The organism is Streptomyces sp. NPDC048496 (assembly GCF_043200055.1).
Lineage (GTDB): Bacteria > Actinomycetota > Actinomycetes > Streptomycetales > Streptomycetaceae > Streptomyces.
Genome location: NZ_JBICXB010000009.1, coordinates 132,289 through 147,115, shown reverse-complemented (window position 1 = coordinate 147,115; position 14,827 = coordinate 132,289). Strand labels below are relative to the sequence as shown.

Below are 14,827 nucleotides of genomic sequence, written 5' to 3'. Positions count from 1 at the left end.
GGGAAGGGCCGGGGGCATCCCCCCGGCCCTTCCTTCCGTCAGGTGGCACTCAGTGCCATAGTGTGGACATGACACACGTACAGAGCTCCGGTACGGAGCAGGCCTGGGCCGCTCTCGGCGGTGACCCCGCGCTTCTCGGCCGTATCGGCTTCGGCGGACCGACCGGTGCGCTGCCCGCGCGGCTGCCCGTCCTGGAGCTGGCCCGCTCCACCGTCGCGGTCTGTTCGCTGGCCGCCGCCGAACTCGCGGCGCGCCGCACGCGGGGCGGCGCCGGTCCCGTACCGCAGGTCCGGATCGACGACGGGGCGGTGGGCACGGCGTTCCTCAGCGAGCGGCATCTGCGGATCGACGGGCGCGCGCCGACGACGTTCGCCCCGCTGTCCCGGTTCTGGCGGACGGCCGACGGCTGGGTCCGCACCCATGCCAACTACCCGCACCACCGCGCCCGGTTGCTCGCCGCGCTCGGCCTGCCCGACGACACCGGGGTGGACACGGTGGCGGCTGTGCTCGCCGAACGCCGGTCGGTGGAGATCGAGGAGACGGTGTACGCCGCGGGCGGTCTGGCCGTCGCGCTGCGCACCCCCGAGGAGTGGGCGGCGCACGAGCAGGGCGCCGCGATCGCCGCACGCCCGCTGCTCACGCTCGAACGGACCGAGGGGCCGGGACCGGTGGCACCGCGCCGCCTCTCCCCGCTGTCGGGTTCGCCGCTGCTGCCCGCCGCCGGGCTCCGGGTCCTGGACCTGACGAGGGTGCTCGCCGGTCCGGTCGCCACCCGCACGCTGGCGCTGCTGGGCGCGGACGTGCTGCGGATCGACGCGCCGCAGCTGCCGGAGAGTCAGGACGCCCACAACGACACCGGCTTCGGCAAGCGGTCGGTCTCCCTGGACCTGCGCGACCGGGCCGGGCGGGCGACGTTCGAGGAGCTGCTCGCCGACGCCGATGTACTGGTGACCGGATACCGGCCGGGCGCGCTGGAGGCGTACGGCCTGACTCCGGAGGCGCTCGCCGTACGCCGTCCCGGTCTGGTCCTCGCGCAGGTGTCCGCGTGGGGCCGGTACGGGCCGTGGCACGAGCGGCGCGGCTTCGACAGCCTGGTGCAGGTGGCCACCGGCATCGCGACGCTGGAGGGGAGCTCGGGAGCCCCGGGTGCGCTGCCGGCGCAGGCCCTTGACCACGGCACCGGGTACCTGCTGGCGGCGGGGGTGCTGCGGGCGCTGTCCGATCAGCACGACGACGGCGGTTCGCGGCTGCTGCGGCTGGCGCTCGGGCAGACGGCGCACTGGTTGTGCAAGGGTCTGTCGGAGCAGCCGGCCGACGGCGCCCCGGAGACGTACGACCCCGAGAAGTACCTCGGCATCACGGACAGCGAGATGGGACGCCTGCGGTACGCCCTGCCGCCGGTGTCCTTCGCGGGCGGCCCGGCGGACTGGTCGCGCCCGCCGGGCCGGCTGGGCGCGGATTCCCCGGTGTGGAGTGTCACCGCGGCTGCCACGAGCGGCACCCACTGACCGGGACGGGCCCGGCGGACATGTCTCGTCCGCCGGGCCCGCACCGTTCACTGCCGGGGTCCGCTACGGCTTGATGAGGACCTTCAGCGCCGTACGCTCGTCCATCGCCCGGTAGCCGGCGGGGACCTCGTCGAGGCCGATGGTGAGGTCGAAGACGGGCGACGGGTCGATCGTGCCGGACAGGACGTCGGGGAGCAGTTCCGGAATGTACGCGCGCACGGGAGCGACGCCGCCGCGCAGGGCGATGTTCCGGTCGAACATGACGCCGAGGTCCAGCCCGGTGCCGCTGCCGTGCGGCACGCCGACGTAGCCGATCGAGCCGCCGTCGCGGGTGATCCCGACCGCCGTACGCATCGACTGCTCGGTGCCGACGGCCTCGATCACGGCCTGCGCGCCCGCGCCGCCGGTCAGTTCCCGTACGGCGGCGACGGCCGCCTCGCCGCGCTCGGCGACGACGTCCGTGGCGCCGAAGCTGCGGGCGATGTCCGTACGCGCCTGGTGGCGGCCCAGCGCGATGATCCGCTCGGCGCCGAGCCGCTTGGCGGCCATGACGCCGCACAGGCCGACCGCCCCGTCACCGACGACCGCGACCGTGGAGCCGGGCTTCACGCCCGCGCCGACGGCTGCGTGGTGGCCGGTGCCGAGCACGTCGGACAGGGCCAGGAGCGCCGTGAGCAGCCGGTCGTCGGACGCGGCGGCGGCCGGGAGCTTGACCAGTGTGCCGTCGGCGAACGGGACGCGGACGGCCTCGCCCTGGCCGCCGTCGGAGCCGACCGAGCCCCAGAAGCCGCCCTGCGGGCAGGACGTCATCAGGCCCTCGGCGCAGTACTCGCAGGTGCCGTCGGACCAGACGAAGGGGGCGACGACCAGGTCGCCGACCGCGAATCCAGCGACCTCCGAGCCCGCCTCCTCGACGATCCCGAGGAACTCGTGGCCGATCCGCTGGCCGGGCTGCCGGGCGGACTCGCCGCGGTACGCCCACAGGTCGCTGCCACAGATACAGGCCCGCAGGACCCGCAGCACCACATCGGTGGGCTGCTGGATCGTCGGGTCCGACACCTCCTGCACACGTATGTCGTGGGGGGCGTGGATGACGGTGGCGCGCATGCGTGGGGGTCCTTGCTGATCTCAGATGCTGATACTCCGCTCACGGTACGCCCCAGGGGCGACAGCGGCCCATTTCGCACCCGGTGCGAGCGCTCCGACGGTCAGCAGGAACTGCGCCGCGATGTAGGTGAGCATGATCCAGAAGCCGGGGGCCGGCAGCTGGGGCAGGTCGGCGATGCCGGTGGCGATCAGCGCGTCGGAGAGCAGGAAGAGCGCCCCGCCGACGGCCGCGTACCGGCCGAAGGTACTGGACCGGTAGGCCATCGCGGTGAGCAGCAGGCTGTACCCGGCCATCGGGATCCTCAGGTCCGCGGGCAGCCCGCCCCAGAGCAGGACGAGGAAGCCGGCCAGGACGACCGCGTACGCCACGCCGAGCAGCACGGAACTCCGGGCGCGCCCGAAGAGCCAGAGATAGCAGACATGACCTGCGGCGAAGGAGCCCATGCCGATGAGGAAGGCGGCGTCGGCGTCCGTCAGCAGGAATGTGTCGCCGCCCCAGCCGAAGAGCAGCGCGGCGATCAGCGGCCGGGGGCCGCGGCGGGCGGCGGCGTACCCGGCGAGCAGCGGCATGAGCAGCGGCTTGGCGACGAGGTGGGCGATGCCGGCATCGGCGAGGAGGCCGAAGAGATCGACGGCGGAGGCGACAAGGAAGGCGATGAGCAGGGGGCGTACGAGGCGCGCCCGCGGATCAGCGACCGTGGCGGCGCTCATCCGGTGCGACCGGGTGCGGGGACGGCGGTGGCGGAGACCTTGGGCGCCGGCTGCCACCCCGGCCCGCGGAAGACTCGCCCGGCCCGCTCGCGCCAACTTACCGCCGCCCGTACGTCCCGGGCGATCGCGGCGTACTCGTGGGTCGCGACGCGCAGCGGGTTGTGGGTGGCGATGTTCTTGGTGAGCCCGTAGACCGGCCGCTCGGTCTCGGCGGTGAAGGAACCGAAGAGCCGGTCCCACAGGATCAGGATGCCGCCGAAGTTCCGGTCGAGATAGCCGCCCTGGGACGCGTGGTGCACCCGGTGGTGGGAGGGCGTGTTCAGTACGTACTCGAAGGGCCGGGGCAGCTTGTCGATCCGTTCGGTGTGGACCCAGAACTGGTAGACGAGATTGGCCGAGGAGCAGAACGCCAGCGCCGCCGGATGGACCCCGCACGCGATGAGCGGCACATAGAACGGCCAGACGGTCAGCGAGGTCCAGGGCTGGCGCAGCGCGGTGGTGAGGTTGAACTTCCGGCTGGAGTGATGGACCACATGGCAGGCCCAGAGGATCCTGATGACGTGGTGGCCGCGGTGGGACCAGTAGTAGAGGAAGTCCTGCGCGAGCAGCATCAGCGGGACCGTCCACCACAGGACGGGGACGCGGAGCGGGGTCAGCTCGTAGACCGCGGTGTAGATCGCCACGATGGGCACTTTCCACAGCAGGTCGAAGACGAGGCTGCCGAGCCCCATGGTGACGCTGGTGACGGCGTCCTTGGTCTCGTACCCTGCGGCGTCCTCGTCGGGGTGGATGCGGTGGCTGACCATTTCGACAACGGTGAGCAGGACGAAGGCCGGTATGGACCACAGGACGACATCGGGCAGGTTTGGCTCCATGCGAGCACCGTAGAGCTGCCGGTCGGCCCGGGACTAGACGTTGTTACCAACAAGTATGCGAGACGCGATGTCAGCAGCCTTTGGTGCCTTCTGCCAATTAGACCGTCGCACGATTCCGCTCATGCACGCTTGGGCGGGATCGGTGTGGCCTGGTGGTAGTAGATCTGCCACGCCGCGCCGGCACTCCGCCTGCGCCAGAGGGAGCTCCGTCGTGCCCGGTTTCCATCGATCACGGTCTCGTAGGTGAGATGCACCAGCCCGGGTGCCAGCAGGACACCGGTCATGTCCGAGGGCTCGAAGCGCGGGCCGCCCTCTGCCGCGCCGTCCAACTCGGGCAGCGCGGCCAGCATGTCCCCGTACGTCCACCTCCGGCCCGAGGCGCCGACCTCGACGAAGTCAGGATCCAGCAGCTGCCGGGCCTGCGACCGTGACGTGCGCACGTCGGGGTCCATCAGTCGCAGCTCGCCCGCGATGGCTTCGCTTACCTCGTCCGTCTCTCTGCTCATGCGGCATCTTCGCCCAGGTGACCCGCCCCTTCGCAACCGAGTTGCCCCCGCAGAACAAGCTCGGCCTCGGTTCCGGGGAGCCGGACGGTGGGCCGTCGGGCAGAGCCGAGCCGCCTCGGAACAGCTCCGACAGCGCGCTCGCCGGCGGCTCCGCAGGCGGCGGGTCGCCCGCACCGGTGCGGTCAGCATGGTCCAGCCCTCCACACGAGAGGCACTAGACCCCCACCGCCCCCAGCAACGCCCCCGCCCCATAGGTCACCGCCATGGCCACCGCTCCCCCACCCATGTTCCGCAGTATCGCGCGCCCCACCGTCGCGTCGCCCAGCCGTGCGCTCCACCACCCCGTGAGCGCCAGCGCGGCCAGGACCGCCAGGACCGTGACGATCAGGCGTACGGACGACGGCGGCAGCACGATCGCCAGCAGGGGCAGCAGGGCGCCCACCGTGAACGCCAGGAAGCTGGCGCCCGCCGCGTGCCAGGGGTTCGTCAGGGCGTCCGGGTTGATGCCCAGCTCGACCTCCGCGTGGGCGCGCAGCGCGTCGCGGTCGGTGAGCTGGAGGGCGGCCTCGCGGGCGACTTCACGGCTGAGGCCCTTGCCCTCCAACAGGGCGGTCAGTTCCACGAGTTCCGCCTCCGGGGTCTCCTTCAGCTCCCGTTTCTCCGTGGCCAGTGCAGCCTGTTCCGAGTCGCGCTGGGTGGAGACCGATACGTATTCGCCCGCCGCCATCGACATCGAACCGGCCAGCAGCCCGGCCAGGCCCGCTGTCAGCAGGGCGCCGCGGTCGTTGGTGGCTCCGGCGACACCGACGACGAGGCCCGCGGTGGAGACCACGCCGTCGTTGGCGCCGAGGACCGCGGCGCGCAGCCAGTTCAGCCGTGCGCCCAGTCCGTTGCCGTGCGGTTCGCTGTGTGCCTGGGTATCCGTCACCCGGGGATGGTCTCACCGTTCCTAGTGCCGTGACCGGCAAGCTTTGCCCCGTCGCGTCGTCCAGCACGCCCGCTCGCCGCGTTGGCCAAAAGCCCTGGTAGCTCCGCTACAAGGACTTTCGGCCGCCTTGCGATCGCACGCACTGGACGACGCTCCTCACGGGGCAAACATTGCCGGTCACGGCACTAGCCAGTGTGCATGAGTGAGTCCTGGACCCACTGATGTGTACTGGGCGCATCCCGAACGGTTTGGGATGCGCTGGGTTCCCGCTTTCGCGTCCCGTTCGGCGACGCATCTCCTGGGACGCGGTCCGTTGCGGGTGGGCGGGTTCCCTCACGCCCTCGGGTGCCTGGTGGGGCCTGGGCGGTCCGATGCCCCGCACGATCACTCCGGTCGTGTGGGGGCGGTGCCGTCCTTCCCCAAGCTCTCAACTCCGTTCGAGCAGGGGATACCCCATCCCGGACCGGGTGTCCGAGGGCGCGGCGTCCGATCGCGATACCGGCGGCATCGTGACGGGACATTCTGCGGTGCGGGGTGGCCAGCGGCTTCTGCCAGTGCTGGGCACCCCACATGCTGGTGTAGGCGGGGTCGACCGCGACAATGCTCAGGCCCTGTTCGGTGGCCATGGAGACCAGCCGGGCCTTGAGTTTGCCAGTCGGGATGCCGGAGATGAGCTGGCGGAAGCGTTTCCTGCGGCCAGTCCCCCGGTGAGGGTGATCCATGGGGTGTGGCCACCGCGGACCACGACCCGGCGCCGGCCCGGGCACTGGCCGGGCCCGCCGACCAGGACCGGCTGTTCACGGCGTCCGTGCGGGCGCTGGTGAACAGGCTGCCGGCGTCCGGCGGGACGTAGGAGCCGCGACCCCGGACCGGTCGAACAGAGGGCTCCCGGATAGGGGACTGTCAGTACCGGCCCGTATTCTCTGTGACCATGCTCGACGACCGCCAGACCGCAGCACCGTGGCCGACCGCCTACCCGCAGGGGTACGCGGTCGTCGACGTGGAGACCACCGGACTCGCCCGCGACGACCGGATAATCTCCGCTGCCGTCTACCGGCTGGACGCGCAGGGCGATGTCGAGGACCACTGGTACACCCTCGTCAACCCGGAGCGGGACCCCGGTCCCGTCTGGATCCACGGGCTGACCAGCGATGTCCTGGAAGGAGCCCCGCTCTTCCCAGAGGTCGCCGCCGCCCTGTCGGAGCGTCTCGCGGGCCGGGTCCTGGTCGCGCACAACGCCGCCTTCGACTGGTCGATGCTGGCCCGGGAGTACGCCCGCGCGGCGGTCGTCGCCCCGGTCGAGCAGCGGCTCTGCACCATCGCGCTCTCCAAGGAGCTGCGGCTGCCGCTGCCCAACCACAAGCTGGAGTCGCTGGCCGCGCATTTCGGAGTCGTGCAGCAGCGTGCGCACCACGCGCTGGACGACGCCCGGGTGCTGGCCGAGGCGTTCCGGCCGAGTCTGCATGCGGCGGCGCGCGACGGGGTGCGGCTGCCGCTGCTGGAGTGCCGCCCGCTGACCGAGTGGTCGGACTCCCCGGTGACCCCGAGGGTCGGCTATCAGCCCTCGTACGGCAGCCAGAACAGCTGGCGCCCTTCCCGGAAGCGGCCCGCCTGCCCGTATCCGAACCCCGGGCGGTACCACAAGGACAAACCACTCATGCAGGGCATGCGCGTGGCGTTCTCCGGGGACACCTCCGTCGACCGTGAGCTGCTGGAGGACCGGGCGGTCGAGGCCGGGCTGCATGTGGCGACGAGCGTCTCCCGGCTGACCAGCCTGCTGGTCACCAACGACCCGGACGCGGCGACGTCGAAGACGGTGAAGGCCAAGGCGTTCGGCACGCCGATCGTGGACGAGAACGCCTTCACCCACCTGCTGAGGGATGTGGCCGAGGTGTCGGCGACGACCGCGGCGCCCGTGGCTCCTGCTCTGCCGACGCCGTCATCGGAGTGAACCGGGGGCGACTCGCCCGTCCGCCGCTCGCTGCCCGGCGTCCCCGCGTCCCACCCTGTGGCGCATGGCACGTTGTGAGGTTTGCGGAAACGACTACGGCATGTCGTTCGAGGTTCACGCGCAGGGCGCGGTGCATGTCTTCGACTGCTTCGCCTGCGCCATTCACCGGATGGCACCCATCTGTGAGCACTGCCGGGTCCAGGTCATCGGCCAGGGTGTCGAGGTCGACGGGCACTGGTTCTGCGGGGGGCACTGCGCCCGCGCCGAGGGGAAGGTGGGCATCATCGACAGAGTCTGAGCCCCGGCCGCGCGACACCGTCCGCCACCCCCTGCGCGATGCACCCCATGACGCAGTTGTACCGTCGTGGGGTGTACCGCTTCCTGTTGACCCGGCAGTGGCTGATCCTCGCCCTCCTCGCCCTCGTCCTCATTCCCACGATGGTCGAGCTGGGTTTCTGGCAGCTCCACCGGCATGAGCACCGGGTGGCGCAGAACTCCCTGATCTCGCACAACCTGAAGGCGAAACCGGTTCCGGTCGCCACGCTCACCTCCCCCGGTCACACGGTCCCGCGCTCCGACTACTGGCGTGCGGTGACGGCCACGGGGACGTACGACACGAAGCACGAGGTCGTCGTGCGGCGCCGGACGTCCACCGACGGCAGCGTCGGCTTCCACGTACTGATCCCGCTCGACCTCAAGGGCGGCGGTACGGTCCTGGTCAACCGGGGCTGGATCCCCACCGCCGACGACCAGCGCGCCTTCCCGGACATCCCGGCCGTGCCCACGGGCGAGGTGACCGTCACGGGACGGCTCAAGGCCGACGAGACGACGGGCACCAGCGGCATCAAGGACCTGTCGGACCTGCCGGACCGCCAGGTGATGCTGATCAACAGCGCCCAGCAGGCCAAGGCGCTCTCCCGGCCGGTCCTCGGCGGCTACATCGAGCAGACCGCCCCCGAACCGTCCGGCGACGTTCCGGAGCTGATCGAGGCGCCGGACGACAGCTCCATCGGTCCGCACATGGCGTACGCGGTCCAGTGGTGGCTGTTCGCCGCCGGTGTCCCTGTCGGGTACGTGGTGCTGGCCCGGCGCGAGAAGCGTGACCGGATGGAGGCCACGGCCAGGGCCGAGGCCGAGGCAGCAGGCGATCCGGAGCCGGAGAAGCCCGCGCCCGCGACTGCCTGAGCAGCCGTGGCCGGCGACGGCCCGCCACCGTGCCCACGAGCCGGTGATGCCGGGCATGCGGCCGCCTGTTGGACATCGGCTGCTTAGCGGGGCCCCGGTGCGGGAACACGGCAGAACGTGACCCCACGCATCGAGGACTACGCCCTCATCGGCGATCTGCAGACAGCCGCCCTGGTCAGCAGGAACGGTTCTGTGGACTGGCTCTGTCTGCCCCGCTTCGACTCGGGCGCCTGTTTCGCCGCCCTGCTCGGCGACGAGGACAACGGCCACTGGCGCATCGCCCCGAAGGGCGCGGACACCTGCACCCGGCGCGGCTACGCGGGCGACTCCCTCGTCCTGGAGACGTTCTGGGAGACCCGCACCGGCACCGTCAAGGTCATCGACTTCATGCCGCAGCGCGACCGGGAACCCGATGTCATGCGGATCGTCGAGGGGGTCAGCGGCACCGTCGACATGGCCTCCGTGATCCGGCTGCGCTTCGACTTCGGCTCCGTCGTGCCGTGGGTGCGCCGCTCGCAGGGCCACCGGGTGGCGGTCGCCGGACCCGACTCGGTCTGGCTGCGCAGCGAGCCGCCGGTCAAGACGTGGGGCCAGGAGTTCTCCACCTGCTCGTCGTTCACCGTCTCCGCGGGCGAGCAGGTGGCGTTCGTACTGACCTGGCATCCCTCGCACTCGCCGCGCCCCGATCTCGTCGATCCGCACGAGGCGCTGAAGAACACCCTGTCCGACTGGGCCGAGTGGTCGGCCCGTTGCAAGTACCGGGGCCCGTACCAGGAGGCCGTGATCCGCTCGCTGATCACCCTCAAGGCGCTCACCTTCGCTCCGACCGGCGGCATCGTGGCGGCCCCCACCACCTCGCTGCCGGAGGAGATCGGCGGCGTACGGAACTGGGACTACCGCTTCTGCTGGCTGCGGGACTCCACCCTGGCGCTCAACGCGTTGCTCTCGGCCGGCTATGTGGAGGAGGCCGCCGCCTGGCGGGACTGGCTGCTGCGCGCCGTCGCCGGGGACCCGGCCGACCTGCAGATCATGTACGGGCTGTCGGGCGAACGACGGCTGCCCGAGTCTGAGCTGCCGTGGCTGCGCGGATACGGGAACTCCAGCCCGGTCCGGATCGGCAACGCGGCGGTCCGGCAACGGCAGCTCGATGTGTACGGAGAGGTCATCGACTCGCTCCGACTGGCGCGTGAGGCGGGCCTGGCCGACCAACCGCACGCCTGGAGCCTGCAGCTCAGCCTGCTCGGCTTCCTGGAGTCCACCTGGCGCGAGCCGGACGAGGGGCTGTGGGAGATCCGCGGCCAGCGCCGCCACTTCGTGCACTCGAAGGTGATGGCCTGGGTCGCCGCCGACCGCGCGGTGCGCACCCTGGAGGCCAACCCGTCGCTGGCCGGGGACGCCGACCGGTGGCGGGCGATGCGGGACGCCGTGCACCGGGAGGTGTGCGAGAAGGGGTACGACCCGGTGCGGAACACCTTCACGCAGTCGTACGGCTCCCGGGAGCTGGACGCCGCGACGCTGCTGATCGCCCGGACCGGCTTCCTGCCGCCGGACGATCCGCGGATCGTCGGGACGGTCGACGCGGTCCGGGCCGAGCTGGGCAGCGACGGGCTGGTCCGCCGCTACAGCACGGCCGGCGGCTCGATCGACGGGCTGCCGGGTGGCGAAGGGGCGTTCCTGGCGTGCTCGTTCTGGCTGGCGGACGCGTTGCGCCTGACCGGGCGCACCGAGGAAGCCACGGAGCTCTTCGAGCGGCTCCTCGCGCTGCGCAACGATGTCGGGCTGCTCGCCGAGGAATACGACACGGTGGCACGGCGGCAACTGGGCAACTTCCCGCAGGCGTTCAGCCACATCGGACTGGTGGGCACCGCCGTTGCCCTGGCCGGGTGCGACATACTGGAAGCCGACGCGGCAGGATAGGGCCCATGGATCTTGGGCTGAAGGACCGTGTGTACATCGTGACCGGCGCGACCCGGGGGCTTGGCCATGCCACCGCGCGGGAGCTGGCGGCGGACGGCGCGAAGGTGATCATCACCGGGCGGGACGGGAAGCGGGCCGAGGCGGCCGCCGCCGAACTGGGACCGGACGTGGTCGGCGTGGCCGCCGACAACGGGGAGCCCGGCGCGGCGCAGCGTCTGGTGGACGCCGCCCATGAGCGGTTCGGGCGGCTCGACGGCATCCTGATCAGCGTCGGCGGGCCTGCGCCCGGTTTCGTCGCCGACAACACGGACGAGCAGTGGCAGTCGGCGTTCGACTCGGTGTTCCTGGGCGCGGTACGGCTGGCGCGCACGGCGGCCGCGGCGCTCGGCGAGGGCGGGGTCATCGGCTTCGTGCTCTCCGGCTCGGTCCACGAGCCGATCGCCGGGCTGACCATTTCGAACGGTCTGCGTCCGGGCCTGGCCGGGTTCGCCAAGTCCCTGGCCGACGAGCTCGGCCCACGGGGCATCCGTGTGGTGGGCGTGCTGCCGTCCCGGATCGACACGGACCGGGTGCGGGAGCTGGACGCGCTGTCCGGTGACGCGGAGGCTTCGCGTACGGCGGCCGAGGCGCGGATTCCGTTGCGCCGGTACGGTACGCCGGAGGAGTTCGGGCGGACGGCGGCGTTCCTGCTGTCGCCTGCGGCGTCGTATCTGACGGGGATCATGGTGCCGGTGGACGGCGGGTCGCGGCACGGGTTCTGAGCGGGACCGGATACCGGGGCCGTCCGGCGGCCGTTTCGTCCTCGGCCTCCCCATGCCAGGAGGGCCGGGAGGGCCCCTCGTCGGGCTCGATTCTGCCGCTGACGGACGTCCCCGCCCTCAACTCACCCGTTCCGCACGGTGCTTGACGGCCCTCATCCGCACTTCCGCCGGCAGTTCCGCCAGGCCCGCCGAGTCCCTCGCGTGAGCCAGGGCCTCGTCGGTGAGGCGGCCGAGGGCCTCGTCCGGTGCCGCGTGCGGTTCCATCAGCAGCCGGATCCGCGCCTGCGGCGTGCTGCGCCGGCCGACCAGCATCACCTGGGCGCGGGCCACCCCGTCCAGCGTCCCCGCCTCCGCGGCGAGCACGCCCTCCAGGGCCCGGCCGCGCAGCAGCGCCCCCTCGCCGTCGCCGCTGTCGACCAGCACCTCGGCGAGGCGGGCGCGGCGGAGCTGGGCGAGGAACCACCACAACGCGAGGACGACGAGGACCGCGAGGACCACGAGGACGGTCGGCCACCACCAGCCGTCGGCACGCCAGCGGTACCGGTCGGCCCTGCTGAGCAGCACATCGGTCCTGTGGTCCCACGGCCACCAGGACGGCACGGAAAGGCCGAGCCCGGCGGCGAGCACCGCGCCGCCGCCGCAGATCAGCACCAGCCCGGCCAGTGCGAGCAGTACCCGGTTGACGGTCCTGAGCACCGCGGTCACCCCTTCTTCGCCGGACGGCGGACATACACGGACAGGCTCGGCGGCTTCGCCAGGCCCAGTTCCTCGATCCCGTTGCCCAGTACGGTGTCCAGGTCGGCCCGCACGTCGTCGAGTTCGCGGAAGTGCGACACGGCGCGCACCGTGACCTTGGCGCGCCCCATCCGGACCCGCACCGACTGCACGCCGGACACCTCCACGGCCCGGTCGCGCAGGACCAGGGCGGCGGCGGTCCGGTCGAGCCCGGCCCGTACCCCCGGACGGTCGCGGCGCATCGGCAGCACGTCGCGCAGACCGGGCGTGGCAGCGAGCACGATCAGCCACACACCGATCGCCATCGCGAGCGCGGCACCGGTCACCACCCACACATTGTCCAGCGGCCGCTCCGCCAGGTCGTCGGCGAGTGCACGGCGCCAGTGCATGGCCGGGTGATGGGCCCGTACCGCCGCCACGTCGTACAGCAGCAGGCCGGATCCGCCGAGGATCACCAGCGCGAGGAGCCCGGCCGGGATGCGGCGCGCGGACCAGAAGCGGCCGGCGCTGCCGCCGCTGCGCTCCTTCACCGGCGGCGGGTCGTACGCCGCGGCGGAGGCGGACCGGTCGAGAGCCAGTCCGCCTCCGTGTTCCACGGGGTCGCCGGTGGGCGGGCGCCGCGTGCTGTTCTCCGGCTCCTGGGGCTCGGTCATCGGATCCTCCCCTGTGTCGCGGCGCTCGCTCCCGCGGGGTGCAGACGCTCGACCTGTACGGCCACTTCGGGCACTTCCATCCCCGCCAACGCCTTTACCCGTTCGGTGACGTGCCGGCGTACGGCACCGCACTGGCGGCCGATGTCGGTGGGGTATCCGAGCTCCAGACTGACCCGTACCCGGGCGGTGTCACGGTGCACCGTGACCGTGGCGCGCGGCGAGGTACCCTCCCGCGGCGGCTCGATGACAGCCTCCTTCGCCGCCTGTGCGGCGATCTTCGCGACGACCCGGTCGGCGATCCGGGTCTCGCCCCGTTCGGCGGCAGGGACCCGGCCGAGCACCCCCGACAACGCCGTCACCGCCGTCGGTCGCCGCGCTCGCGACTCCGGAAGAAGTCGCCGGGTTCCAGATCGCCGTCCAGGAAGCGACCGGCGACGTAGCCGATCGCTCCCAATGCGGCGACAAGCAGAAAGGCCCCGAATCCGCCGAAGTACCCGGCGAATGCGAGCGCCATGCCGGCCACCATGCCGACCACAGCCATGCTCATCGTGCGCTCCTCAACTGCCTCGGGTGGGAGGACTACTGGAGACGTGGCTCGGCATGCTCCCCTTCCTCCTCGTCGGGCAGCTTCACATCACTGACCGCGATATTGACCTCGACGACCTCGAGGCCCGTCATCCGCTCGACCGCCGCGATGACGTTCTCCCGTACGTCACGGGCGACGTCGGCGATCGACATGCCGTAGTCGACGACGATCTCCAGGTCGAGGGCGGTCTGCGACTCGCCGACCTCCGCCTTGACGCCGCGGGTGACCGATTTGCCGCCGCCGGGGACCCGGTCGCGCACCGCGCCGAAGGTACGGGACAGGCCGCTGCCCATCGCGTGGACACCGACCACGTCGCGCGCCGCCATACCGGCGATCTTCTCGACCACACCGTCCGCGATGGTGGTACGGCCGCGGGTGGCGGGATCTCCTCCGCCGCGCTTGGTCAGCGGACTCTTCCTGGCGTCGTCCCCCGTCGCGCTGTCGGGGTTCTCGGGCCGGTTCCGCTGCGGGGTGTCGGTCATCGCCACTCTTCCCTTCGGGGCAGGGTTGGACTTCCTTGCCCACACTAAGTGCGCTTGCCCCGTCTCGCGCCGTGGATGCGGCAGGCTGGGGCAATGACGACGGCTGACAGCCCGCACAGGGCCGACGGGTGGACGGCGGCGGTACGGCAGAGGCTCAGCCTGGGCAGACTGCTCCCCCTGGGTGGTCCGGCGGACGGTGCGTGGATCGCGGAGCGGGCTGTGATCTCGGTGCTGCGGCGCTCGGTGGGCGCATCGGGAACCGGCCCGGTGCTCGGGGACGTACGGATCACCGTGGCGGACCCGGGCGCGGCCCCGGACCCGGCGCTGCCGTCGCCGCCGAGCGCGCTGCCGCCCGGGCCACTGCGGATCGAGGTGACGATGTCGGCGACGGCCGACCGCCCGCTGCCCGCCGCCGCGGCCGCCCTGCGCTCGGTCCTGCTGACGGCGGCCACGCAACGGCTCGGCCTGGTGGTCGGCGAGGTGGATCTGCGGGTGACGGAGCTGCTGGACACGGTCCCCGACCGGGCGGCCCCGGAGCCTGCCGCGGTGCGCGGGGCGGAACCGGAGGGCGATGCGGGGACGGCGGCGGCAGCAGTCCCTGGTGTCGCGACGCTGACCCGTGTGCTGGGCAGCGCGGTGCAGACGGCCGCGGACCATGTGCGGGTCGAGCTGGCGACGGACGCGAACCACCGGGCGCTCGATGTGGCACGGGCGGTGCGAACGGCGGTGGCGGGCGCCGTGGACGGACATCCGCCGGTGACCGTGCTGGTCACCTCGGTGGTGGACGCGGGATGAACGGACCGGCCGCCGAGGTGGTGGACGCGGAGCCACCGGAGTCGTCACGGCCATGGGGCACACGAAGTGACCCTGAATCGTCGCCACCGCGGCGCACACGGAGCGGCCGGACCGTCGGCACCGCGGC

At 72.2% G+C, this 14,827-nt stretch carries 18 protein-coding genes and 1 pseudogene; 8 read left to right on the top strand and 11 right to left on the bottom strand.

Going from position 1 to position 14,827, the window contains the following annotated elements:
- Window positions 1–68: 68 nt before the first annotated feature.
- Entirely contained in the window at window positions 69–1,508 is a 1,440-nt protein-coding gene (locus ACGFSA_RS12835; protein ID WP_393303410.1) for a CoA transferase, read from the top strand.
- A 63-nt stretch (window positions 1,509–1,571) separates the two neighbouring features.
- On the opposite strand, the gene ACGFSA_RS12830 is transcribed toward ACGFSA_RS12835, so the two are convergent.
- The 6 genes and pseudogenes from ACGFSA_RS12830 to ACGFSA_RS12805 all read right to left on the bottom strand — a co-directional run.
- Entirely contained in the window at window positions 1,572–2,615 is a 1,044-nt protein-coding gene (locus tag ACGFSA_RS12830) for a zinc-dependent alcohol dehydrogenase family protein (protein WP_393303408.1), read from the bottom strand.
- Window positions 2,616–2,636: 21 nt separating this feature from the next.
- Window positions 2,637–3,326: a lysoplasmalogenase gene (locus ACGFSA_RS12825; RefSeq protein WP_393303406.1), complete on the bottom strand. Its 690-nt coding sequence runs from the start codon at window positions 3,324–3,326 to the stop codon at window positions 2,637–2,639.
- Window positions 3,323–4,201, bottom strand: a complete 879-nt coding sequence (locus ACGFSA_RS12820) for a sterol desaturase family protein (RefSeq protein WP_393303404.1) — start codon at window positions 4,199–4,201, stop codon at window positions 3,323–3,325. Before ACGFSA_RS12820 ends, ACGFSA_RS12825 begins: the two co-directional genes overlap by 4 nt.
- Window positions 4,202–4,320: 119 nt before the next feature.
- On the bottom strand, window positions 4,321–4,707 hold the full coding sequence (locus ACGFSA_RS12815) for a DUF4440 domain-containing protein (protein WP_393303402.1): 387 nt from the start codon (window positions 4,705–4,707) through the stop codon (window positions 4,321–4,323).
- Window positions 4,708–4,921: 214 nt separating this feature from the next.
- Window positions 4,922–5,635, bottom strand: coding sequence for a VIT family protein (locus ACGFSA_RS12810; protein ID WP_393303400.1), 714 nt, complete (start codon window positions 5,633–5,635; stop codon window positions 4,922–4,924).
- A 185-nt stretch (window positions 5,636–5,820) separates the two neighbouring features.
- Window positions 5,821–6,333 (bottom strand): annotated as a pseudogene (locus ACGFSA_RS12805) (IS200/IS605 family accessory protein TnpB-related protein); the annotation flags it as partial.
- A 29-nt stretch (window positions 6,334–6,362) separates the two neighbouring features.
- Here ACGFSA_RS12805 and ACGFSA_RS12800 point away from each other — a divergent pair.
- The 6 genes from ACGFSA_RS12800 (at window position 6,363) to ACGFSA_RS12775 (ending at window position 11,449) form a co-directional block, all read left to right on the top strand.
- Entirely contained in the window at window positions 6,363–6,488 is a 126-nt protein-coding gene (locus ACGFSA_RS12800) for a hypothetical protein (RefSeq protein ID WP_393303398.1), read from the top strand.
- 72 nt (window positions 6,489–6,560) lie between these two features.
- Window positions 6,561–7,586, top strand: a complete 1,026-nt coding sequence (locus ACGFSA_RS12795) for a DEDDh family exonuclease (RefSeq protein WP_393303396.1) — start codon at window positions 6,561–6,563, stop codon at window positions 7,584–7,586.
- Between the two features lie 64 nt (window positions 7,587–7,650).
- Window positions 7,651–7,884 (top strand): hypothetical protein, encoded by a 234-nt coding sequence (locus tag ACGFSA_RS12790; RefSeq protein ID WP_358860900.1) that lies wholly within the window; start codon window positions 7,651–7,653, stop codon window positions 7,882–7,884.
- 71 nt (window positions 7,885–7,955) lie between these two features.
- Entirely contained in the window at window positions 7,956–8,771 is an 816-nt protein-coding gene (locus tag ACGFSA_RS12785; RefSeq protein WP_393303482.1) for an SURF1 family protein, read from the top strand.
- Between the two features lie 117 nt (window positions 8,772–8,888).
- Window positions 8,889–10,688 carry a glycoside hydrolase family 15 protein gene (locus ACGFSA_RS12780; RefSeq protein ID WP_393303394.1) on the top strand — a complete coding sequence of 600 codons (1,800 nt, stop codon included), beginning with the start codon at window positions 8,889–8,891 and terminating at the stop codon, window positions 10,686–10,688.
- Between the two features lie 5 nt (window positions 10,689–10,693).
- Window positions 10,694–11,449: an SDR family oxidoreductase gene (locus ACGFSA_RS12775; RefSeq protein WP_393303392.1), complete on the top strand. Its 756-nt coding sequence runs from the start codon at window positions 10,694–10,696 to the stop codon at window positions 11,447–11,449.
- A 117-nt stretch (window positions 11,450–11,566) separates the two neighbouring features.
- On the opposite strand, the gene amaP is transcribed toward ACGFSA_RS12775, so the two are convergent.
- The 5 genes from amaP to ACGFSA_RS12750 are packed head-to-tail and all read right to left on the bottom strand — an operon-like array spanning window position 11,567 to window position 13,905.
- Window positions 11,567–12,154 (bottom strand): alkaline shock response membrane anchor protein AmaP, encoded by a 588-nt coding sequence (amaP, locus tag ACGFSA_RS12770; RefSeq protein ID WP_393303390.1) that lies wholly within the window; start codon window positions 12,152–12,154, stop codon window positions 11,567–11,569.
- Window positions 12,151–12,837: a DUF6286 domain-containing protein gene (locus ACGFSA_RS12765; RefSeq protein ID WP_393303388.1), complete on the bottom strand. Its 687-nt coding sequence runs from the start codon at window positions 12,835–12,837 to the stop codon at window positions 12,151–12,153. The genes amaP and ACGFSA_RS12765 overlap by 4 nt, the downstream gene beginning before the upstream one ends.
- Window positions 12,834–13,187: an Asp23/Gls24 family envelope stress response protein gene (locus ACGFSA_RS12760; protein ID WP_393303480.1), complete on the bottom strand. Its 354-nt coding sequence runs from the start codon at window positions 13,185–13,187 to the stop codon at window positions 12,834–12,836. The genes ACGFSA_RS12765 and ACGFSA_RS12760 overlap by 4 nt, the downstream gene beginning before the upstream one ends.
- A 5-nt stretch (window positions 13,188–13,192) precedes the next feature.
- Window positions 13,193–13,384: a hypothetical protein gene (locus tag ACGFSA_RS12755; RefSeq protein ID WP_358860894.1), complete on the bottom strand. Its 192-nt coding sequence runs from the start codon at window positions 13,382–13,384 to the stop codon at window positions 13,193–13,195.
- A 32-nt stretch (window positions 13,385–13,416) separates the two neighbouring features.
- Complete coding sequence (locus tag ACGFSA_RS12750) at window positions 13,417–13,905, bottom strand: Asp23/Gls24 family envelope stress response protein (RefSeq protein ID WP_393303386.1); 489 nt, start codon at window positions 13,903–13,905, stop codon at window positions 13,417–13,419.
- A 93-nt stretch (window positions 13,906–13,998) separates the two neighbouring features.
- Between ACGFSA_RS12750 and ACGFSA_RS12745 the strand changes: the two genes are divergently transcribed.
- Window positions 13,999–14,700, top strand: coding sequence for a hypothetical protein (locus tag ACGFSA_RS12745; RefSeq protein WP_393303384.1), 702 nt, complete (start codon window positions 13,999–14,001; stop codon window positions 14,698–14,700).
- Window positions 14,701–14,827 lie beyond the last annotated feature (127 nt).

What these genes read in the sequence shown, in the direction of transcription:
- ACGFSA_RS12820 (WP_393303404.1), bottom strand. Translation starts at nt 4,201, where the DNA reads ATGGAGCCAAACCTGCCCGATGTCGTCCTGTGGTCCATACCGGCCTTC.
- ACGFSA_RS12835 (WP_393303410.1), top strand. Translation starts at nt 69, where the DNA reads ATGACACACGTACAGAGCTCCGGTACGGAGCAGGCCTGGGCCGCTCTC.
- ACGFSA_RS12825 (WP_393303406.1), bottom strand. Translation starts at nt 3,326, where the DNA reads ATGAGCGCCGCCACGGTCGCTGATCCGCGGGCGCGCCTCGTACGCCCC.
- ACGFSA_RS12775 (WP_393303392.1), top strand. Translation starts at nt 10,694, where the DNA reads ATGGATCTTGGGCTGAAGGACCGTGTGTACATCGTGACCGGCGCGACC.
- ACGFSA_RS12755 (WP_358860894.1), bottom strand. Translation starts at nt 13,384, where the DNA reads ATGAGCATGGCTGTGGTCGGCATGGTGGCCGGCATGGCGCTCGCATTC.
- ACGFSA_RS12830 (WP_393303408.1), bottom strand. Translation starts at nt 2,615, where the DNA reads ATGCGCGCCACCGTCATCCACGCCCCCCACGACATACGTGTGCAGGAG.
- ACGFSA_RS12750 (WP_393303386.1), bottom strand. Translation starts at nt 13,905, where the DNA reads ATGACCGACACCCCGCAGCGGAACCGGCCCGAGAACCCCGACAGCGCG.
- ACGFSA_RS12790 (WP_358860900.1), top strand. Translation starts at nt 7,651, where the DNA reads ATGGCACGTTGTGAGGTTTGCGGAAACGACTACGGCATGTCGTTCGAG.
- ACGFSA_RS12765 (WP_393303388.1), bottom strand. Translation starts at nt 12,837, where the DNA reads ATGACCGAGCCCCAGGAGCCGGAGAACAGCACGCGGCGCCCGCCCACC.
- ACGFSA_RS12815 (WP_393303402.1), bottom strand. Translation starts at nt 4,707, where the DNA reads ATGAGCAGAGAGACGGACGAGGTAAGCGAAGCCATCGCGGGCGAGCTG.
- ACGFSA_RS12745 (WP_393303384.1), top strand. Translation starts at nt 13,999, where the DNA reads ATGACGACGGCTGACAGCCCGCACAGGGCCGACGGGTGGACGGCGGCG.